This window comes from Paenibacillus xylaniclasticus (genome assembly GCF_004001065.1).
GTDB classification, from domain to species: domain Bacteria; phylum Bacillota; class Bacilli; order Paenibacillales; family Paenibacillaceae; genus Paenibacillus_T; species Paenibacillus_T xylaniclasticus.
This window is the reverse complement of record NZ_BIML01000002.1, coordinates 166,026-185,822: the sequence shown is the minus strand read 5'-3', so window position 1 is coordinate 185,822 and position 19,797 is coordinate 166,026. Positions and strand designations below refer to the sequence as shown.

The 19,797-nt window shown below is 49.7% G+C and carries 19 protein-coding genes and 1 pseudogene; 17 read left to right on the top strand and 3 right to left on the bottom strand.

Translation table 11 applies throughout. The annotated features are described in order from the left end of the window. Window positions 1-31: 31 nt before the first annotated feature. The 9 genes and pseudogenes from PXY01_RS02680 (at window position 32) to PXY01_RS02640 (ending at window position 9,507) form a co-directional block, all read left to right on the top strand. A complete protein-coding gene (locus PXY01_RS02680; protein ID WP_127567027.1) occupies window positions 32-1,243 on the top strand; it encodes a D-alanyl-D-alanine carboxypeptidase family protein in 1,212 nt (403 codons plus the stop codon). 7 nt (window positions 1,244-1,250) lie between these two features. Further along, window positions 1,251-1,892 carry a nucleoside recognition domain-containing protein gene (locus PXY01_RS02675; RefSeq protein WP_127567025.1) on the top strand — a complete coding sequence of 214 codons (642 nt, stop codon included), beginning with the start codon at window positions 1,251-1,253 and terminating at the stop codon, window positions 1,890-1,892. 25 nt (window positions 1,893-1,917) lie between these two features. Then, window positions 1,918-2,418 (top strand): spore maturation protein, encoded by a 501-nt coding sequence (locus PXY01_RS02670; protein WP_373864272.1) that lies wholly within the window; start codon window positions 1,918-1,920, stop codon window positions 2,416-2,418. A 98-nt stretch (window positions 2,419-2,516) separates the two neighbouring features. After that, a pseudogene (locus tag PXY01_RS22695) lies at window positions 2,517-3,218 on the top strand (pseudouridine synthase); the annotation flags it as partial. A 617-nt stretch (window positions 3,219-3,835) separates the two neighbouring features. Then, window positions 3,836-4,366 (top strand): redoxin domain-containing protein, encoded by a 531-nt coding sequence (locus PXY01_RS02660; RefSeq protein ID WP_127567019.1) that lies wholly within the window; start codon window positions 3,836-3,838, stop codon window positions 4,364-4,366. A gap of 28 nt (window positions 4,367-4,394) precedes the next feature. Beyond that, entirely contained in the window at window positions 4,395-6,029 is a 1,635-nt protein-coding gene (locus PXY01_RS02655) for a cytochrome c biogenesis protein ResB (protein ID WP_127567017.1), read from the top strand. Beyond that, window positions 6,026-7,285, top strand: coding sequence for a cytochrome c biogenesis protein CcsA (ccsA, locus tag PXY01_RS02650; protein WP_127567015.1), 1,260 nt, complete (start codon window positions 6,026-6,028; stop codon window positions 7,283-7,285). The genes PXY01_RS02655 and ccsA overlap by 4 nt, the downstream gene beginning before the upstream one ends. A 35-nt stretch (window positions 7,286-7,320) precedes the next feature. Further along, complete coding sequence (locus tag PXY01_RS02645) at window positions 7,321-8,037, top strand: response regulator transcription factor (protein WP_127567013.1); 717 nt, start codon at window positions 7,321-7,323, stop codon at window positions 8,035-8,037. 3 nt (window positions 8,038-8,040) lie between these two features. Then, the gene (locus PXY01_RS02640; protein WP_127567011.1) at window positions 8,041-9,507 is read left to right on the top strand and encodes an ATP-binding protein; all 1,467 of its coding nucleotides are present in this window, start codon (window positions 8,041-8,043) and stop codon (window positions 9,505-9,507) included. Between the two features lie 208 nt (window positions 9,508-9,715). Here PXY01_RS02640 and serA read toward each other — a convergent pair whose 3' ends face one another. Then, on the bottom strand, window positions 9,716-11,308 hold the full coding sequence (gene serA / locus PXY01_RS02635; protein WP_127567009.1) for a phosphoglycerate dehydrogenase: 1,593 nt from the start codon (window positions 11,306-11,308) through the stop codon (window positions 9,716-9,718). A 297-nt stretch (window positions 11,309-11,605) separates the two neighbouring features. Between serA and PXY01_RS02630 the strand changes: the two genes are divergently transcribed. Then, the gene (locus PXY01_RS02630) at window positions 11,606-11,932 is read left to right on the top strand and encodes a rhodanese-like domain-containing protein (protein ID WP_127567007.1); all 327 of its coding nucleotides are present in this window, start codon (window positions 11,606-11,608) and stop codon (window positions 11,930-11,932) included. A gap of 14 nt (window positions 11,933-11,946) precedes the next feature. Here PXY01_RS02630 and PXY01_RS02625 read toward each other — a convergent pair whose 3' ends face one another. Beyond that, complete coding sequence (locus PXY01_RS02625; protein WP_127567005.1) at window positions 11,947-12,861, bottom strand: hypothetical protein; 915 nt, start codon at window positions 12,859-12,861, stop codon at window positions 11,947-11,949. 174 nt (window positions 12,862-13,035) lie between these two features. Between PXY01_RS02625 and PXY01_RS02620 the strand changes: the two genes are divergently transcribed. Beyond that, entirely contained in the window at window positions 13,036-13,632 is a 597-nt protein-coding gene (locus PXY01_RS02620; protein WP_127567003.1) for a CPBP family intramembrane glutamic endopeptidase, read from the top strand. Between the two features lie 246 nt (window positions 13,633-13,878). Here the strand turns inward: PXY01_RS02620 and PXY01_RS02615 are convergent, their stop codons facing one another. Next, window positions 13,879-14,814, bottom strand: a complete 936-nt coding sequence (locus tag PXY01_RS02615; protein WP_127567001.1) for a polysaccharide deacetylase family protein — start codon at window positions 14,812-14,814, stop codon at window positions 13,879-13,881. 235 nt (window positions 14,815-15,049) lie between these two features. Between PXY01_RS02615 and PXY01_RS02610 the strand changes: the two genes are divergently transcribed. The 6 genes from PXY01_RS02610 (at window position 15,050) to PXY01_RS02590 (ending at window position 19,733) form a co-directional block, all read left to right on the top strand. Then, window positions 15,050-15,412 (top strand): hypothetical protein, encoded by a 363-nt coding sequence (locus PXY01_RS02610; RefSeq protein ID WP_127566999.1) that lies wholly within the window; start codon window positions 15,050-15,052, stop codon window positions 15,410-15,412. Window positions 15,413-15,593: 181 nt separating this feature from the next. Continuing rightward, complete coding sequence (locus PXY01_RS02605) at window positions 15,594-16,208, top strand: genetic competence negative regulator (RefSeq protein WP_127566997.1); 615 nt, start codon at window positions 15,594-15,596, stop codon at window positions 16,206-16,208. Between the two features lie 387 nt (window positions 16,209-16,595). Beyond that, on the top strand, window positions 16,596-17,288 hold the full coding sequence (gene prsW, locus PXY01_RS02600) for a glutamic-type intramembrane protease PrsW (RefSeq protein ID WP_127566995.1): 693 nt from the start codon (window positions 16,596-16,598) through the stop codon (window positions 17,286-17,288). Between the two features lie 51 nt (window positions 17,289-17,339). Continuing rightward, window positions 17,340-17,498 carry a hypothetical protein gene (locus PXY01_RS22245; protein WP_164744283.1) on the top strand — a complete coding sequence of 53 codons (159 nt, stop codon included), beginning with the start codon at window positions 17,340-17,342 and terminating at the stop codon, window positions 17,496-17,498. A 108-nt stretch (window positions 17,499-17,606) separates the two neighbouring features. Continuing rightward, a complete protein-coding gene (gene ypeB / locus PXY01_RS02595) occupies window positions 17,607-18,965 on the top strand; it encodes a germination protein YpeB (RefSeq protein ID WP_127566993.1) in 1,359 nt (452 codons plus the stop codon). Between the two features lie 108 nt (window positions 18,966-19,073). After that, complete coding sequence (locus PXY01_RS02590; protein WP_127566991.1) at window positions 19,074-19,733, top strand: flagellar brake protein; 660 nt, start codon at window positions 19,074-19,076, stop codon at window positions 19,731-19,733. The last annotated feature ends 64 nt before the right edge of the window (window positions 19,734-19,797 follow it).

Sequence of the window (19,797 nt, the reverse complement as noted above, 5' to 3'; positions counted from 1 at the left end):
ACACCTAAGCGTTGTGGGAGGGTATATGAGCATGAGCTTGTTATCGCTGCGCCGTCTGCGCATTAGGCGGCTATCGTTGGCCGTTACTGCGCTTATGCTGCTATCCGGTGCTTTCGCTGTTCGCCCAGCGGCTGCAACGTCTGCTGTGAAGCTTGCATCGATTAGTACGCATGCGAAGGGCGCGGCATTGATCGATGTAGCGTCGGGTCGGATTTTGTATACGAAAAATGGGGACGAGCCGATGCGCATTGCCAGTCTGACCAAAATTATGACCGCGATCGTCGCAATCGAACATGGTGATCTTAACGATAAAGTGAAGGTGAGCGTTCGCGCTGCCGGCAAAGAAGGCTCTTCTATCTACTTACGCGCAGGAGAAGTTATGAAGCTGGAAGATATGCTGTATGGCTTAATGCTTCGCTCGGGCAATGATGCGGCGACGGCGATCGCTGAGCATGTCGGCGGCACAGTCGAAGGGTTCGTCAAGCTGATGAATGAGAAGGCCGAATGGATTGGACTTACAAATACGCAGTTTATGAATCCGTCCGGTCTCGATGAGGACGGGCATTATTCGACGGCCAATGACTTGGCGAAATTGACCGCTTATGCGCTGCACAATCCGACGTTCGCTCAAATTGTGAAGACGAGGGTGAAAAAAGCACCGAACCCGAATGATCCATGGGATTATGAATGGACGAATAAGAATAAAATGCTTTCGTTGTATGATGGTGCAGACGGCGTCAAAACCGGTTATACGAAGACAGCGCTTCGCTGTCTGGTCAGCTCCGCCACACGTGGCGGCCAGCAGCTTGCAGCCGTTACGATTAACGACCGGAACGACTGGGTCGACCATCACAATATGCTGGATTGGGGCTTTAAGCATTATTCATTGAAGATCATCGCCAAACAGGGTCAGCCCATTAGCGGCTATCCGCTTGCTGCAGGAGGGACGTTCCGTTATGCGCTTGCTGACGGTGAGGCCGCACAGTTAAGGTCCAAGCTAACATTATTAGAGCCTGGCAGTACGCGTTATCTGCTAGGAGAACGTGGAATATTAGAATGGGAGCTAAATGGTAAGACAATTGGCTCTGTTCCGGTCTATGAATCCGGGAGCGAGCGGCTGCAGTGGAAGGAGAAGCGTCCCTATCCTGCTGCAGATCGACCAATCAGCGCGCGAGCACCAAGCTTCTCGTTCCGGCACTCGCTTCAGTCCGTCGTCAAAGCGCTATTCGGGGGAGGAGCGTGAGGCTTGAATGGTCAACTGGATATGGTTGTTTATGATTGTTGTCAGCGTCGTTTCGGCCGCGGTGACAGGCCGCCTGGAAATCGTGACAGAGGCGGCGTTCGACGGAGCGAAGACGGGTGTAACCGTTAGCTTCGGATTAATTAGCATTCTCGTCTTTTGGCTCGGATTAATGCGCATCGGAGAAGATGCAGGTTTATTGCAAGTCCTGTCGAGAATGTTGGGGCCCGCTGTCCGATTCTTGTTTCCTGACGTTCCGCGCCAGCATCCGGCACTCGGTTATATTATGAGTAATATGGCGGCGAATTTGTTCGGGCTTGGCAATGCAGCGACTCCGATGGGGATTAAGGCGATGCAGGAGCTGCAGAAGTTAAATCCGGACCCCAGTACAGCTACGCCAGCTATGTGTACGCTGCTGGCGTTGAATACGTCCAGCATTACGCTCGTCCCGACGACCTTAATCGCGATCAGGCTTCAGTATGAATCTGCGAACGCTGCGGAAATCGTCGGCTCGACGATTGCGGCGACTGCGGTTGCCACTGCCGCTGCCATTGCAGCAGACAGATGGTACCGCAGCAGAGCGGTAAAGCGGCCGCCGGCGCCACCATATGCATCACCGCCGCGAATCGGAAAGGGTGAGGCCGTTGGTTAATTGGCTGTCGACATTGTCGGTTTGGATGATTCCAGCTCTCATCGTATTTATTCCTCTATATGCCGCATTTAAGAAAGTGCCGGTATATGAAACGTTCGTCGAAGGGGCGAAGGAAGGCTTCGGCACCGCGATTGGCATCATTCCGCATATTGTCGGCATGATGGTTGCGATCAGCATGTTTCGTGCATCTGGTGCGATGGATATGATGCTAGCTGCGTTCAAGCCGCTTCTAAATCTGCTGCATGTTCCGGCTGAGGTGCTGCCGCTTGGGCTGCTTCGTCCGCTGACAGGTGCAGGCTCGCTCGCTTATACGACGGATTTGATTCGGACCTATGGCCCGGATTCGTTAATTGGTCGTATCGCGTCAACGATTCAGGGCAGCACGGACACGACACTGTATGTCATTACGGTTTATTTCGGAGCTGTCGGCATCCGACGCTCCCGATATGCACTAAAGGTCGGATTGTTCTCTGATCTGGTCGGCTTTGCCGCATCTATCGCGGTTTGCTTAATTATGTTTGGTTAATGAATAGCACAAGTTCGTCGCAACGGGTCGATTAGACTCGATTGCTGAACTTGTGCTTTTGTCTGCTTAAAGTTAATATGGAGGTTGAGGTGAAAAAGTTGGAACGTTTACAAAAAATTTTGGCGCAGGCGGGCATTGCCTCCAGGCGCAAATGTGAAGAGCTGATTCTAGCCGGAAAAGTAGAAGTGAACGGGGTTCCGGTGACGACGCTCGGGGCGAAAGCCGATCCGCAGGAGGATGTCATTACGGTGGACGGCAAGCCGATTCAATCTGAAGTTAAGCTTTATATTATGCTGAACAAGCCGAAGGGCGTTATTACAAGCGCATCGGACCCGCAAGGACGCAAGATCGTGTCTGACTTTTTGAGTGGTATCGAGCAGCGGGTATATCCAATCGGTCGACTTGATTACGATACGGAAGGGCTGCTGCTGCTGACGAATGATGGCGAATTCGCCAATCTGCTGACACATCCGAAGCATCACGTTCCGAAGACGTATTTAGCAACCGTTAATGGTGTACCGCACGGCGATAAGCTGGAGCAGCTGAGACAAGGCATTGAGCTTGAGGATGGAATGACGTCGCCGGCAGAAGTGGAGTATCAGGATGTAGAGCCGGACAATAAGGAATCGACGATTCGCATTACGATCTATGAGGGTCGCAACCGGCAGGTACGCCGTATGTTTGAAGCGATTGGACACCCGGTTACTCGGCTGAAGCGGGTCAAGTTCGGCGAGCTTGGCTTGCAAAATCTGAAGCGTGGTGGCTGGCGTCCGTTAACACCTAAAGAGGTAGAGGAGCTTCGCGCCGAAGCTGCTAAGGCAGAAGGTAGAAGCAGCTACGTCGCGGCGGATAAACCGGCGAAGAAGCCGGAGTGGAAGCCAAAGCCGAAGCCGAAGCATCTATCGGAGGATAAGGTAAGAGCGGAAGTGTCCGGCCGTAAGTCTTCGCGCAGGAAGCTGTCACCGGCAGCGAAGCCGGCAGGAAGCCGTTCGCGCGCATCCTATGCAAAGTCTGTGCTGGCACCCATTATTGCTGAGAGTGAGAAGCGTAGTTCCGCTGCAGCCCGGCAGCAGGGAAGCTCGCCTCAGAATGGCCAAGCACGCGGCAGCAAGCCGCAAGGACGTGCAGCGTCAGCTACGCCCAACGCAGCGCGTAACAAGCCGCGTATAGAGCAGCAAACGCAAGCCGGCAGGAGCAGAGTTTCGCCATCTAGACAGCCGTCTGCAGAGCGGGAAGAAACGGCGGCAAGCAAGTGGAATGGACTTCCTCGAAGCCGGGGCGCAGCGGTGGTCCACAAGGCGGCAGAAGGTCACATAATGTTCACAAATGAAGGTCGACGGCATTTATAAATGCCGTCGAATTTTCGTTATAATAAGGAAGAATTCGACGGATTTGCAATAGACTTGAGGTGATAGGATTGGGTAAGTATCGGAAGCCGATACAAATCGTAATCATGCTCGGCGTCTTGCTGCTCGGCGGCTATGCGATCGGTAAGGCGTTATTTGCGTCGTCTGATAATGATCGTCCGAAGGTCGGCGGCGCTGCACCTGATTTTACGCTGCTTGATCTGCAAGGTGAGCAGCATCAGCTTTCGGGTTATAAGGGAAAAGCAGTTGTCCTTAACTTCTGGGGCTCATTCTGCCCACCCTGCGTGAAAGAAATGCCGGAGTTCGAGCGTCAATATGAGAAATGGAAGGGCGAGCCATTCGAAATATTGGCTGTAAACTTAAGCGAAGGCGATCTGACCGTAAACAATTTCGTTAAAGATTTTGACTTGTCGTATCCGATACTTCGGGATTCGAATCGTATGATTGAACGGCGGTATGGGCTGGAGCAGTACCCGTCAACGTTCTTCATTAAGCCTGATGGAACGATTATGGACATATTCGTTGGGGGGATGACAGAGCAGGATATTGACGAACGAATTGAGAGGCTGCTGCAAGCCTAGCTCTTATGTCTAGTGAGGAGGCTGTACGTTGATTCAGAATACGAAGTGCGAATGCGGCCATCAGAATCCGCCGGACACACTCCTGTGTGAATCGTGCGGCAAGCCGCAGACCGAGATTCCTGAAAATGCGCCACTAGAGATGCGATATGATGGTATGGCGCGCCGTTCGCAGAAGAGAAATCCGAATCCGCTCGATATGGTCTGGAATTTCTTCTCGTCAGTAAAGATCGCGATCATCATTATTATTATTACCCTGATTGGAGCTGCCATCGGTACGATCTATCCACAGGGGAATACGGCAGAATATTATAAGCAGACCTATGGCTGGGGAGGCGAGCTTTACTACAAGCTAGGCTTATCTACGATGTATGACTCCTGGTGGTTCGTTGGACTGCTTGTCATGATCGGAACCTCGCTTGTCATTTGCAGCTTGGACCGTGTGCTACCGCTGTATCGGGCGCTTAGCAAACAGCAAATCCGCAAGCATCCCATGTTTATTACCCGCCAGAAGACGGTTTATACCGGTCCAATTGAAGGAAATGCCGAGCAATGGGTGCAGGAGCTCGCAGGCCACTTGAGGCGTCGGCGTTATCGCGTACATACGGATGGCACTGCACTGTTGGCCGAGAAGAATCGGTTCAGCCGCTGGGGGCCATATATTAACCATATCGGACTCATCGTTCTGCTGCTCGCACTGCTTGCACGTACGATTCCGGATTGGAAGCTGGAAGAAACGATTGCTGTGCGAGACGGAGAGACGGTTCAAGTACCGAACACGAATTACTATGTGAAGAATGAGCAATTCACCGTCGAATATTACGATCAGGACGAGCTGCCAGATCGTCTTAAAAATCAAGAGAGACCGAAGCTGTACAAAACGGAAGCTGTGCTCTATGAGTGTGTGGAATCATGCGGTGAACCGGGAATTGAACCCGTACTGGAGCCGGTGATAGATTATGATATTACCGTCAATCACCCGCTTGCGTATAAGGGCGTCAAGCTATACCAAATCGGCTATGACGACCAGCCTATGCTGAAAGCGGTTAAGCCGGTCATCGAGGATAAACAAAGCGGACAAGTATATGGTCCCTTCGAGCTTCCGATGAAAAATCCACAGACAGAGTTTACAGTCGGTCCGTACAGTCTTTCGTTGAAGGCACAGTATATGGAGTTCGCTCTGAATGATGAAGGCGATCCGGTTACGCTTTCGCGCGATCCGAAAGCGCCTGCATTCATTTTTATAGTGAAAGGTCCGGGCATTGATGCTTCAGGTGAGCCGTATATGTACTTTCCGCTGCAGAAGGACAAAGAACGGTTTAGTCAAGACCAGATCAACCGAACGCTTGCATCCAAGATTGAAATTCGGGTTGACGGTATGGAGAACGTATCGTACAGCGCCTATACGAGCTACTTACTCATTCGAGTCGACCGGGCGCTGACTTATGTGTGGATTGGACTTGGCATTTGTATGCTCGGATTGCTCATGGGAGCCTATTGGCATCACCGTCGCATATGGCTTCGAGTGGACGACGGTGTGCTGTCGCTAGGTGCGCATACGAACAAAAATCATTTTGGCATGCGTTCTGATGTCGCTTGGGCACTTGCGCAGATGAAGATAGATGTTGAGAAGGAAAAGCTCGATAACGGGGGTTATAATTCGTGAGTTGGGTCGATTTCAGTGGTCATGCATACTTAGTTGCTTTCATTTTATATTGTGTGGCGTTCATCTTCTACGTCATCACGATCGCTGGACAGAAATGGAGCAATCGTAATTCAAAGCATCACGTCGCACGTTGGGGGAGAATGTCCTTCATCGTCTCATCGGCTGGACTAGCCGCTCATCTGACGTTCTTCTTCACACGATGGTACGGCAGTGGGCAGATTCCGACAAGCAATATGTATGAATTTATGTCATTCCTGGCCATGGCGGTCATGCTTGCTTTCACGATTATTTATGTGATTTACCGTAAGCCGCTGCTAGGCATGTTCGCAACGCCGCTTGCAGTCCTCATCGTCGCTTATGCATCCGTATTTCCTAAAGATGTACAGCCGCTTATACCGTCGCTTGATTCATACTGGCTCAAGATTCATGTGACGACGGCTGCGCTCGGTGAAGCATTCTTCGCGGTCGGCTTCGCTGCAGGACTGATGTATTTGCTGCGAATTGTCGATTATACTCGTAAAGACAATCAAGCACGTAAGCAGCAGCGCTGGATCGAATATACTCTCTATGTTATCGTCGTTGTCGTCGGTTTTATCAGCATTGTGTTCTCTTTCCGCGGTGCAGGATATGAGGCTCATTTTACGCAGGAGAACATCAGCATCGATACGCAAGGGCAGACGATCATCCGGACGGAACAGGTCGAATATAACTTGCCTCCGATATTCAAGCCGTATAACAGCCATGCCGATTCTGTAGATTCGTTCCTCGGCTTGGAGAAGCTGCAAATCGAGACGCCTTCTTGGATGAAGGGTGTGAATGCTGGCCGCAAGCTCAATACGGTCGTGTGGTCCATTGTTGCCGGTTCATTGCTGTATGCGATTCTTCGCCTAATCGTCCGCAAGCCGCTCGGCGCTGTCATTCGCCCGCATATGGAGGGTGTCAATCCGAACGACTTGGATGAAATTAGTTATCGTGCGATTGCGATCGGGTTCCCGGTCTTTACGCTTGGTGCGCTTATTTTCGCCATGATATGGGCGAATGAGGCGTGGGGGCGTTTCTGGGGATGGGATCCGAAAGAAGTATGGGCACTTATTACTTGGCTATTCTATAGCGTATACTTACATTTCCGGCTGTCTCGCGGATGGCAGGGACTTCGGTCGGCATGGCTGTCCGTGATCGGCTTCGTTATCGTGTGGTTCACGCTGATCGGTGTTAACCTTATTATTGCCGGTATGCATTCATATGCTGGCGTGTAGCTGCACAATCATTTATGTAAAGGGGCTGTGACCAAATGTCAGAAGCAGCACATCGCATATTGGTCGTAGACGACGAGGAACGGATTCGCCGTCTGCTGAAAATGTATTTGGAAAAGGAAGGCTATCAGATTGAGGAGGCGGAGGACGGCGAAACGGCACTTCGGATGGCAGCGGGTAAGGATTATGATTTAATTATGCTCGACGTCATGCTCCCAGGCATCGATGGCATTGAGGTATGCTCACGGCTTCGTCAGGTTAAAGCGACGCCGGTCATCATGCTGACGGCCAAAGGCGAAGAAATGAACCGAGTACAAGGGTTTGAAGCGGGCGCTGACGACTATGTCGTCAAGCCGTTCAGTCCGCGTGAGGTCATTTATCGGGTTAAAGCGATTCTTCGCCGATCTTCGGCTACCGCATTCTTAACGAAAGAATCGAATTCAAGCAACAATATCGTTCTTCCACATCTAATTATCGAGCACGACGCACATCGGGTTACGGCTGGCGGACATGAGGTAAGCTTGACGCCGAAGGAATATGAGCTGCTTCATTATTTGGCCGTATCGCCTGATAAAGTGTTCTCGCGTGAGGAGCTGTTGAAGGATGTATGGAATTACGAGTTTTTCGGAGACTTACGCACGGTTGATACGCATGTAAAGCGTTTGCGTGAGAAGCTAAACAAAGTATCACCAGAAGCGGCATCTATGATTACGACGGTTTGGGGCGTTGGATACAAGCTAGAGGTGTCGAAGTAGCCGATGAAATTTTGGTTATGGCGAAGTGTCGTAGGCAAGCTGTGGATGACAATCATTATGCTCGTGGCGGTCGTGCTGCTCATTCTCGGCATGTTCCTGCTGCAGTATATCGACATCAACTTCCAAGACAATACCTCCCATAAGGTGAAGGTGCTGTTCGTGTTTACCGGCGTGATTGGCTTCTTATTGTCAACGTTTTTCGCGTTCTTCCTCTCGTCTAAAATTACGCAGCCGCTTATTGAGTTGAAGAAGGCGGCTTCGTCTATTTCAATGGGGAACTATCAGACGCGTGTTCCGATTCGATCGACTGACGAGCTCGGCGACCTGGCTCTTGCGTTTAACCGAATGGCAGGCGATCTCGATTCGCTGATTAAAGATTTGAGTCACGAGAAAGAGCATTTGTCCAGCGTGCTTCGAAGCATGTCCGACGCCGTCGTCACTTTTGATGCTGAAGGTCGGATTACGATGTTTAATCCGCCAGGCGGACAACTCATGACGCGATGGAACGCGCTTGAATGGACGGATGTTGACGAGGAGACGGAATCGAAGAAGGACCGTGTACCGGTCCCGCTGCGGGAGCTGTATCAACGTGTAACGGTGGATGGAGTGGACAGCAGCGACAAGATACATGTGAAGAATGGGGTCTGGTCCGTCGTAATGGCTCCGCTCAAGTCGAACAATTCGGTGCGAGGCGCAGTTGCCGTGATGCGTGACGTTACAGAGGAATTTATGCTGGAGAAGCTGCGCCGCGATTTTGTTGCGAACGTCTCTCATGAAATTCGTACACCGCTCTCAATGATTCAAGGTTATAGCGAGGCATTGCTCGATGGCCTGGCGGATTCGAAGGAGGAACGGGATGAGCTGGTGCAGGTTATTCATGATGAATCTGTACGTATGAGTAGGCTTGTCAAGGATTTGCTTGACCTTGCTCGAATGGAAGCCGGACATAGCGAGCTTAAGCTCGTGCCGTGCGACATTGATTCGCTAGTCAGACGGGTTCATCGTAAATTCCAAACGTTCGCGAAGGAGCGAGATATACGGCTTGTCGTTGAGCTTCCGGAATCTCCGCCGTTATCCGTTCAGGCAGCGGACGAGGACCGGTTAGAGCAGGTGCTTACGAATCTGATGGACAATGCAATGCGCCATACACCTTCTGGAGCCATTATTAAGCTGTCCGGACAGTGGGCGGAGACGAACTCCGATAGGAAGCAGCCTAGCCATATTGAGCTGCGTATTTCAGATGAAGGGGAAGGCATTCCGGAAGAAGATCTGCCCTATATATTTGAACGCTTCTACAAGGCAGACAAGTCTCGCAAACGCGGCACTTCGGGAGGTACAGGACTCGGGCTTGCAATTGTTAAAAATATTGTCGACGGTCATCATGGCCGGATTTTGGTTGACAGTAAGATCGGGAAAGGGACGACATTTACGCTGCTGCTGCCTGTCGATTTAGATCATCCTCTGTCATAGCGCTCATTACGATGAGCGCTTTTTTTGTTGAAAAAAAAGGACAAATCTTGTTCAACGTGAAACATTCTATAAAATTTTCGGTGCTTATGAAGGATGAGTGAAAGAAAACCTGCACAAAATGCAGAAATGTTGCGCATGAAGCTCAAAAAGGGGCAGTCAGACAGTCAGTTTCCACTGACTGTCAAGACTGCCCCTCTCATTGCTATGATTAAGTGAGGTGAATTTCTTTCGCGCTGTTCAAATCTGCAAGCTTCGCAACTTCTTCGAGCACCGACTTCGGAGCAACCTTGTCGACTGTCAGCACCATAATAGCAGCTCCGCCGATCAGCTTACGGCCTACTTGCATCGCTGCAATGTTGACGTCGTTGCTGCCAAGTAATGTGCCAACTCGGCCGATGATGCCAGGCTTGTCCGTATGCGATACGAGGATCAGATTGCCTTCCGGCGCTACGTCCACCGGATAGCCATCGATTTGAACGATACGAGGACCGTAGCCCGTCAGAAGCGTTCCAGATACTGTACGTTCTTCCTTGGATGTACGGAGAGTTACCGTAACAAGGTTCGTAAAGTCCTTCGACGTATGCGACTTGTTAATGACGATATTAACGCTGCGTTCCTTCGCCAAGTGCATCGAGTTAACGACGTTAACTTGTTCTGCACCGAGGTGGTGGGCCAGAACGCCGCGAGTAATATAACGGGTGAGGGGCTGCGTATCGACATCTGCAAGCTCGCCCGAGTAACTTACGACGATTTCATTCACAGCGCCGTCAGCAAGCTGAGCGATGAAGCTGCCGAGCTTCTCACCGAGTGTGAAGTAAGGCTCTAGAACCGCACGAACGTTAGCTGGGATTGGAGGCATGTTAACCGCATTGATAAACGGCTCGTCGCGCAGAATGTGAAGCACTTGCTCCGATACATCGATTGCAACGTTCTCTTGTGCTTCGACCGTCGATGCACCAAGATGTGGCGTAACGATAATCTTAGGATGCTTCAGGAACGGATGATCGGCTGCAGGAGGCTCAACCTCGAAAACGTCGAATGCAGCGCCAGCAACGATGCCTTGGTCGATTGCTTCAACGAGTGCTTGCTCGTCGATAATACCGCCGCGTGCGCAGTTCACGATGCGCATGCCTGGCTTCATCACTTCGAATTGCTTGCTCGAAATCATGTGACGTGTTTCAGGGGTGAGCGGTGTATGAACCGTCATAAAATCAGCGTTACGGACGATCTCGTCGACCGTTGCAAGCTTAATGCCCATCTTCTCAGCGCGCTCTTCCGTCAGGAACGGATCGTAGCCGAGAATTTCCATGCCGAATGCTTTAGCACGTTTCGCAACTTCGCTACCGATGCGACCCATTCCTAATACGCCCAGCACTTTGTTACGCAGCTCAACGCCGACGAACGATTTACGATCCCATACGCCGCCGACCGTCTTCAGGTATGCTTGCGGAATGTGACGCGCTACTGCCATCATCATTGCAAATGTGTGCTCGCAAGTCGTGATCGTATTGCCGTCCGGAGCATTGATGACGATAATACCGCGCTGCGTCGCTGCTTCCAGATCGATGTTGTCAACGCCGACACCAGCGCGTCCGACAACTTTAAGCTTCTTGCCAGCGTCCATAATGCGTGCTGTTACACGAGTCTGACTGCGAACGAGAAGTGCGTCGTACTCGCCGATAATAGCTACGAGCTCATCCTCGCTAAGGCCTGGCTTCTTGTCGATAGAGATATCTGCGGCATCGACTAGTTTCTGAATGCCAAGATCGCTGATTGGGTCCGATACTAACACTTTAAACATGCGTTAATTGCCTCCTGTCTAATCGTTGCAACATAATGCAAATCAATGAATATGTAGGAAAAACTCCAGTTAAGGAGTCATTCGACGAGATTAACAGCTAACTGACGATTGCAAAAAACATCGTCCCGATACCGAGCTTCAGCAACGGGACGAATGGTTGTCCAATTCCAGCTATTCGTCAGCAAGATATAACGTCTACTATTTTATAGCAACGTACAGGTGGAATGCAATGCCGAAACTTGCCGATATGTGAATTTTTCGTTATGATTCATTGCATGCAGGAAAGGGGGAATCGACGTGAAGCTTTGGGAGAATGTTGGTGCCGAAGAGCTTCTGCGTTTATTGGCTGAAGGCCGCTTGAAGGCGGAACAGATTGTTGATGTTCGGGAACTTCACGAATGGGAATATTATCATCTCGAGGGGACTCGACATATGCCGATGAGTGTGTTCCCGGAGTTAATGGAAGGTCTAGGACGCAATGAAACATTATATATTATGTGCGCACATGGTGTGAGAAGCCAAGCGGTATGCCGGTATATGCAGGACAACGGCTACGAATCGCTCCTGAATGTAGAAGGAGGCATCGCAGCCGTCGCTGCCTGTCAAGGCTTTCAATATGATTGATGCGCTAGAGGCATTTATTCTCCGGGCAAGAAGAACGGAAGCTGAGGAAGCACTTGATTCGAATAGAACTGGCTCATATTGCTCTTATAGTCGCCATTGCGTACTGCTTTCGTATCGGTCAGAAGTTCGGAGATTGGACGGACCAGTACAAGCTTCAGCTTACCAGCTTGGCCAGACTCGATAAACTCATCGATTCGACTGGACAAATCTTGCGGATAGTAGTTGACGAGCTTACCGTTTGCTGCGATCAGATCGGCGCTCAGCTTGTTCTTGGCTACGAGCGGGAGCTTGCTCCAAGCAGTCGTCTTCATGTCTTGGGACATAACGATTTCGCTTGGAATATCAGAGTCCATTCCGGCAGCCCATTTCAGCATGGCGTCGTAATACGATTGCTGGCTGTTAAGGGAATGACCGACAGCCTGCTTGTAGAGCGTATCTTTGCGCATTGCAGTAAGCAGTTGAGCGACTGATTTGCCGCTGCTGCTGTTTATCAGCTTTTTCGATTCGTTCTGAAATTCGGTCAAGCTCTTTAATATTTGCTGCTGAGATTGAGCGAGCTTAGTCGATGCAGGTAATTTTATGGCGGATATTTCATTGTACTGTTGTTGAGCCAATGAAGCCATGCGCTTCAAATCAGCTGGAAAATCGGTCGTTGATTTCGCATTAGCCTGCTCGATCACTTTGATCCATTCCGATTGGAATTCACGGTAAGGCATAAATACCGTATGATAAAATGACACCAGGTCCTGCTGCTGTAAAGTAGTCGCTGTTTCGGATTTGCTGTTCAGCTCTTTCTGAACCTCGTAATTGGCCGTCGCCCGGTCGGAGCCGACGCGGACGCCAAAGAAAAAAGCGCCAACCGTGCATACGAGCATAAACAGAAATCCTAAGCTAACCAGCATTTCTGTTCGGGATAAACGTTTGTCCATAATAATGAGACTCCTTCATGACAGTAATAGTATATATGTTAAGGATAAAGTGAGTATCAGCGTTTAAATGTTTTGTCGATTGTTTATCGAATAATGGCGAATTATGTATTATGTAATAGTATAGGCGATCAAAGTGAAAAAGGAAATAATACGTTTTCAGACAGGCGGTAAAACATGAAAAAATTCGATATCAAAAAAATTCGGATCCGTCAAGTATCCGTCGACCAGCTGGATGACCGGCTCTTATTAATGAATTTGTACGCTACGCAAGCGCTTACTCTAATTATCGGAATCATATGGGTTTTATTTCAGCATCGAAATCCGCTCCGACTGCTTCAGCTGCCGGAGAACGACCGGTTCTGGATATTCGGTCTTGGCTTAGCCGCTGCCGTGATCATTCTCGATTTGCTCATAACTCGGCTTGTACCGGACGATATATCTGATGACGGGGGCATTAACGAGCGTCTGTTCCAGGCGCGTCCGGTCTGGCACATTATCGTCATGTCTTTCATCGTAGCTGTCTGTGAAGAGCTCCTGTTCCGGGGCGCGGTGCAGCATTCGTTCGGACCTTATTGGACGAGCATTTTGTTTGCTGCCATTCATGTCCGTTATTTGCGCCACTGGATACCAACGGGGCTCGTATTTTCGATTAGTTATGGTCTTGGTTGGATTTATATCGAAAGCGGTACATTGTGGGCGCCGATTATGACGCATTTTCTGGTGGATGCCACAATGGGTCTAATTATTCGGTTTCGAAGGAATGATGAATGATGAGTCGAATGGCGAAGTTTGGAACGAGAAACGCAGCAAAAGTCAGCAATACGGAGCCAGTCGAAGAGTTAGAATATAATGATGAAAAAGGTCTGCCGCCTCGGAGGGTGAAGCACCCATCCAATAAGCAGCAGACCGCGCAGTGGTTTTATAACAGTTTGTTTTTATTATTTCTCTTCCTTATCGTTATTCTGTTCTTATTCGGAAAAAATTCAATCACAGCCTCCTGACAAGGACGGCTGTTTTTTATTGCTCCTCTGTTACGTCGGTAACGGTCTCGATCGTAGCAGGATCGATAAAGCCGTACCCTTTCTCCTCCAGCTTCGTCAGCAGTTCATCCAGCGCATCTTTCGTCCATGGGAGCTCATGCATGAGAATATTCGCTCCCGGATGAAGCTGCTCCAGCACATTGGCAATAACGGCTTCCGGCTTGTTCTTGCTGCTTGAATCCCAGTCCAGCGATCCGTTTGACCAGGTCATGTACAGCATGCCGCTGTCTTTCACATATTTCTTCACTGTATCATTGCCAGAACCAAAAGGAGGTCGGAAAAATTTAGGAGTTTCACCAATCGTTTCTTTGACGAGCTTACCGACATCACCGACTTGCTTCTCCATCGATGCCTGGGTCTCTTTCTTAAGATCGATATGATCCCACGAATGGTTGCCGATTGTCTGACCCCGCTCGTGAATAAGCTTCAGCAAATCAGGGTTGGCTTTAACCCGATAGCCATTGACGAAAAAAATCGCCTTAGCTTTATGTTTGTCGAGAGTATCAAGCATGCTTGTAAGCTGCTCTAATTCTTTAGGGCCGTCATCGAAGGTGAGCAGCACCACTTTGTCCGTCGTCGATTCCTTGTCGATGGGTTCAAAGCGGTATACTTTATTCATTCGGTACAGCTTTACGGGCTTCTCGTCAGCTTGGGCCGATGGTGCTGTTTGCTCCTGGGAGCCTGTGGGCTGCCCACTGTTAGCTGTACCATTCGAGGTGCCACTTACTGCTTCGGCTGTTGGAGAAATCTCGGTCTGTTCAGCGGCAGTTTCGGCCGGCTGATCGGTTCCTTCAGGTAAGTCCGTGGAGACTGTCTCAGCAGGGGGGGCGCTTTCGCCTTTGTTAGTCGAGCCGCAAGCAGTTAGTGCGGCGGCCAGCGCTAGCAGAACGGATGCTTTGAGCAAGCGATTCATGGGAAGACCTCCGTTACTTAAGTATTGTCTTTATATCTGCGTGGCCATTACGGGATGAACACGACATCATTGTATCATATTTGGGTTATGACTTTGTATTCGTCTTTTCCTGTTTTTCACAAGGATGCTCGCGTGGTGTAAGAGCAAACTAAAGATCGGAACGCTGTATTCAGATAGCGGCGCTCCGGCTGGCAATGATGGAGGCGTATAACGAAGAAAGGAGTCGGACATCGAGATGAGAATGAGCGGTTTTATTATCGGTGGTATACTCGGCATGGCAGCTGCGCTGTACGCATCTCGCAAACGGCCCGGTATGACAGCTTGGGCAGTCGATGCAGCGGGTGATATCATGTCCTCTACGAAAAAACGGCTGTTTGGCAAAGTCATGGAACGGAAGCTGAATCAGTGGAGTAAGGAGGCTGGACAAGCCGTCCCAAAGCGACAAGACGCTTCCGCTGGCAATTCAGCAGAAGCATGGCAGCAAATTGGCGCGCTCGTTGAGAGCGATCCTGAATTGAAACGGGAAACGGAAGCGATTCTCCATTCGGCGACAGACGGCAGCAGCCTCCCGACGAATGCGAGTGTGAAGCATCATTGATGAGTAAATAGGAGCGGGAGTGTCGCAAAAAATAATTTGCGACGCTGCCGCTCCTATTTTTTTGACTGATAGTGCATTCGCCGGGCGGACATGGTAACATAGGTATATGGCATGAGGGAATCACATATCATTGTTGTTCTCATACCTTGTTATATCAGATGCTGCATAGGAGGATCCTGTCATGAAAATCGAACGGCTGAGCCAAGATAAAATACGAATATTTCTGACGTTCGACGACCTGCTGGAGCGGGGGATACAGAAAGAGGATATGTGGCGGGAAATTCCGAAGGTGAATGAGCTGTTCAGCGAGATGATGGATCAAGCACATTCCGAACTCGGTTTCGAGGCCAGTGGTCCACTTGCTGTGGAAGTGTTCGCACTCCCGGCTCAAGGTATGGTAGTGATCGTCACACGCGGCAAAGTTAATTTGCATGCCGATGATTTGTCTCATGAGGATGATGAGACGGATGAGGACGTTTACGAATTAGAAGTTACGCTGGAGCAAAGCGATATTGTCATGTACGCATTCCGTGATTTTGAAGACGTTATATCGGTTAGCCGCCAACTGAAGCAGTCGGCGTTGACTGAGGATGGACGGTTATTCGCGTATAATGGCAAATATATACTGGCTATTGACCCGTCCTTTATCGATCCGGCCAGACATAATGCTCTAATAGCGCTGCTGGCTGAATTCGGCGAAGCGACGTCTGTGACAGAAGCGGTGCTGGAAGAGTACGGCAAGACGATAATGAACGAGGGCGCGATACGCCAATTATGTCAGCATTTCTCATACTGATGCGGCAGTGGATTGAAGAGCATCTTGCGCGAATTTCGAAAGCGCAGATGCTCTTTTTGTTCATATGGTGTCCACGGCTGCATTCATCAAGTTAGAGGCGCTCCGCCAGGACACGATTTAAGTTCCAATCTCCTGCGAGTATGTTCGCTGTCGTAATCAGTATTTCCGATGTCCATGAAGCGTTGTATAATAAAGATGGGCTCGATAAGAGGCGGAGTGATTGTGTTTTACTTCGAGTGGGTACAAAGTAATTAGGGCTGCTGCACATAATTTTCCGATTTGACGACGTCGATATACGGCTGGCTGTTTATATGGCAGGCGTAATGAAGCTTGCCGGTTAAGAGGCTGGTTCTAGCAGCGAAACGAACAGGGGGGTGAGAGGACAACATGCTGTTTTCTGTCATAACAGCGGCCATTGCGCCAGGCGTTTTCCTGCTCACCTATTTATATTTGAAGGACAAGTATGAAGCGGAGCCGATCCATATGGTCGTTCGCATGTTTTTGATCGGCGTGCTTATTCTGTTCCCGATTATGATTATTCAGCGCGGGCTCGAGCTGTGGCTAGGCACTCATCCGCTGCTGGACGCATTCGGATTATCCGGCGCTGTTGAGGAATGTGTGAAATGGTTCGTTCTATATCACATTATTTATAACCACACTGAGTTCGACGAGCCTTATGACGGTATCGTATATGCCGCATCCATATCCCTTGGCTTTGCGACGCTGGAGAATGTGCTGTATGCCATTTCGCAGCCATCCGATTTCGGGTCGCTTCTATTTCGCGCTTTACTTCCTGTATCAGGGCATGCCTTGTTCGGCATTACGATGGGCTATTACATGGGGAAAGCGAAGTTCGCCTCCCCGGTGCGAAGCCGCCATTTTCTGTTCATATCGATTATCGTTCCTTTACTGATGCACGGGCTGTACGATTGGATTCTTATCACATTCGTACGGGGTTGGATTTGGATCATTCCGCCGTTCATGGCTGTCTTGTGGGTATGGGCGCTTAGGAATATGCAAAGGGCAAGCAGCCGTTCGCCATTTCGTTTTTTACCGCGTGAGGATGAGGTTAAACTGTAGAATTTCGGTCCATAATGGATATCATTGAGTAATCCAGGAGGGACATGCAGTATGTTCGAAGAGCGGGTTAAAGTTCGAATAAGGTGCAGGGTGTGCGGAGAGAAATTCGTCCTGCGCGGCAAGCGAGACAAGGGAAGGATCGATACAGGCTTCAAGCAGTGCATCTGCAACAACAGTGACGATTTTGATATTGAAGAGCATTCGGTCTAAGTTTATTCTGTTAGATCGAGCAGGGAAATAAAGGCGGATGCGGTGAATAAAGCTTCTTTCGGTAAACCAAACTAACGACAGGTTTGGGACCAGAAAGGAGCTTTTGTTATGTATAAACGGCTTAGTGCGGTAATGTTCCCGGTCGTGACATTGTTGTGCATCGGTTCGATTATTTGGGGATATCAAGAGCATCAAGAGAAAAACTCGATTCTAATTAAAGCGGAAAACCAATATCAGCGAGCTTTCCACGATCTGAGCTATCACGTTGAGCAGGTGCATAAGCAACTTGGTAACACGCTCGCTGTTAATTCCAAGTCGCAAGCTTATCACCGTAAAGGGCTCATTAACGTTTGGAGATTGACGAGTGAAGCGCAGAATGAAGTGAATCAGCTGCCGCTTACGCTTCTGCCGTTCAATACAACGGAAGAATTTTTGTCTCGCATCTCTAACTTTGCATATAAAACCGCAGTACGTGACTTATCGAAAAACCCACTTACGGATGAAGAGTTCAAAACGATGAAGACGCTGTATGAACGGTCTGACGAGATCGCCAAAAATTTGCGAAGTGTACAGCAGAAGGTGCTGCAGAACAATTTGCGTTGGATGGATGTCGAGGCTGCTCTGGCATCAGAAAAAACAGTGCGTGACAATTCGATTATCGATGGCTTCAAGACGGTCGATAACAAGGTCGGAGAGTATCCGGAAATTAACTGGGGACCTTCTGTTGCTAGCATGTATCAAAAACGAACGGTTAAAATGCTCAGCGGCAAATTGATGACGCCCGAGGAGATCAAGCGTAAGACGGCAAAATTTCTAGATCTGAAGTCAGAGGAAGGCATTCGTGTCGTCGAGAACGGCAAAGGAACGGAATATGCTTCGTTCACAGCCACAGTCGAGCGGACGAAAGGCGAGAAGATTCAGCTCGATTTTACCCAGAAAGGCGGCCAGCTCATTTGGTATATGAATCCGCGTGACGTTGGAGCGAAGCAGGTCGGCTTGAACGAGGCAAGGAAGGCGGCGGATAAGTTTCTGAATGCGCATGGCTATCAAGGGATGAAGCCGAGCAGCTACGATGAATATGGCAATGAAGGCGTATTTACATACGTAGCGACGCAGAATGGGGTACTGATTTATCCGGAGAAAATAACGGTGAAGGTCGCGCTCGACAACGCTCAGGTCATCGCAGTCCAAGCTTCGGACTACGTGTATGAGCATCATACGCGCAAGCTGAAGAAGCCGCGGATTACGAAAGCGGAAGCCCGGCAAGCGCTTAACCCAGATATGAAGGTTACAAGCGAGACGATGGCGTTAATCTTGAACGATATGGGGGAGGAGACGCTCTGCTATGAATTTGTAGGCCGAATCAATGGCCATGCTTATAAAATGTACATCAATGCTGATACAGGGGTGGAGGAAACAATCGAGGAAACGGCAGACGAGCAGGAAACGGCTCAAGCGTCATCGTAATCAGCTGAACGGTCAATCTGTACAGCCAATGTCACAGCCATTCGCTCTGTTTCGTTATAGCTCCCCATCATTCGACGTGATATAATCACCGTATGGGAGGGGAGCCTTTTGCTGCCGAAAATAAATCAGATCTTATATTACGATGTCGTTTCTAATTCCGATGAAGAAGCAGAAGGTAAGTTCGAATGCAAATCTCGCATCGCCGACGATCGCGGCGAAGAGCTGTACATGGAATGGCCGTATCACGAAGGGACGGGAAGAGTAAGGCGGCTCTCATTTGGAGATGAAATATCGGCATACTACATAACCGAAGACGGGGTTAAACATTTCTTTAACTCCTATGTAACTGGCTTCATAGAGGATAACATTCGACTCGTTCGAATACAGAAGCCGGACCCGCAGTCGATTACGAGGACGCAGCGCCGTCATTTCTTGCGTGTCAATACAATGCTGGAAGCTGCTGTCTTGACACCGCTCGGTGATCGGTTTAATGCGTTGACAGAGGATGTAGGCGGCGGTGGTATTTCCTTTACAAGCGACGTCTCCATCTCATTAGCCATCGGACAGACGCTCGAATGCTGGCTGCTGGTTCCGTACAAGAATGGATCGCTTGAGCATGCTTTCTTTAAAGGAGAAATTGTGCGAATCGTTGAGCACTCGACGAGCCGAAACCATGTGATGCTCAAGTTTGTTGACATTAGCGACTATGAACGTCAGAAAATTATACGCTATTGCTTCGAGCGGCAGCTTGAATTCCGAAACCGATAGCTATGGCATGAGAGGCGCATATAGTGCAAACGCGTTCATATACTTCGTACGAATAATTTATCGT

Coding starts and splice junctions, on each gene's coding strand:
- PXY01_RS02680 (WP_127567027.1), top strand. CDS start 32: ATGAGCTTGTTATCGCTGCGCCGTCTGCGCATTAGGCGGCTATCGTTG.
- PXY01_RS02675 (WP_127567025.1), top strand. CDS start 1,251: ATGGTCAACTGGATATGGTTGTTTATGATTGTTGTCAGCGTCGTTTCG.
- PXY01_RS02670 (WP_373864272.1), top strand. CDS start 1,918: ATGATTCCAGCTCTCATCGTATTTATTCCTCTATATGCCGCATTTAAG.
- PXY01_RS02645 (WP_127567013.1), top strand. CDS start 7,321: ATGTCAGAAGCAGCACATCGCATATTGGTCGTAGACGACGAGGAACGG.
- PXY01_RS02640 (WP_127567011.1), top strand. CDS start 8,041: ATGAAATTTTGGTTATGGCGAAGTGTCGTAGGCAAGCTGTGGATGACA.
- serA (WP_127567009.1), bottom strand. CDS start 11,308: ATGTTTAAAGTGTTAGTATCGGACCCAATCAGCGATCTTGGCATTCAG.
- PXY01_RS02625 (WP_127567005.1), bottom strand. CDS start 12,861: ATGGACAAACGTTTATCCCGAACAGAAATGCTGGTTAGCTTAGGATTT.
- PXY01_RS02620 (WP_127567003.1), top strand. CDS start 13,036: ATGAAAAAATTCGATATCAAAAAAATTCGGATCCGTCAAGTATCCGTC.
- PXY01_RS02615 (WP_127567001.1), bottom strand. CDS start 14,814: ATGAATCGCTTGCTCAAAGCATCCGTTCTGCTAGCGCTGGCCGCCGCA.
- PXY01_RS02610 (WP_127566999.1), top strand. CDS start 15,050: ATGAGAATGAGCGGTTTTATTATCGGTGGTATACTCGGCATGGCAGCT.
- PXY01_RS02605 (WP_127566997.1), top strand. CDS start 15,594: ATGAAAATCGAACGGCTGAGCCAAGATAAAATACGAATATTTCTGACG.
- prsW (WP_127566995.1), top strand. CDS start 16,596: ATGCTGTTTTCTGTCATAACAGCGGCCATTGCGCCAGGCGTTTTCCTG.
- PXY01_RS22245 (WP_164744283.1), top strand. CDS start 17,340: ATGTTCGAAGAGCGGGTTAAAGTTCGAATAAGGTGCAGGGTGTGCGGA.
- ypeB (WP_127566993.1), top strand. CDS start 17,607: ATGTATAAACGGCTTAGTGCGGTAATGTTCCCGGTCGTGACATTGTTG.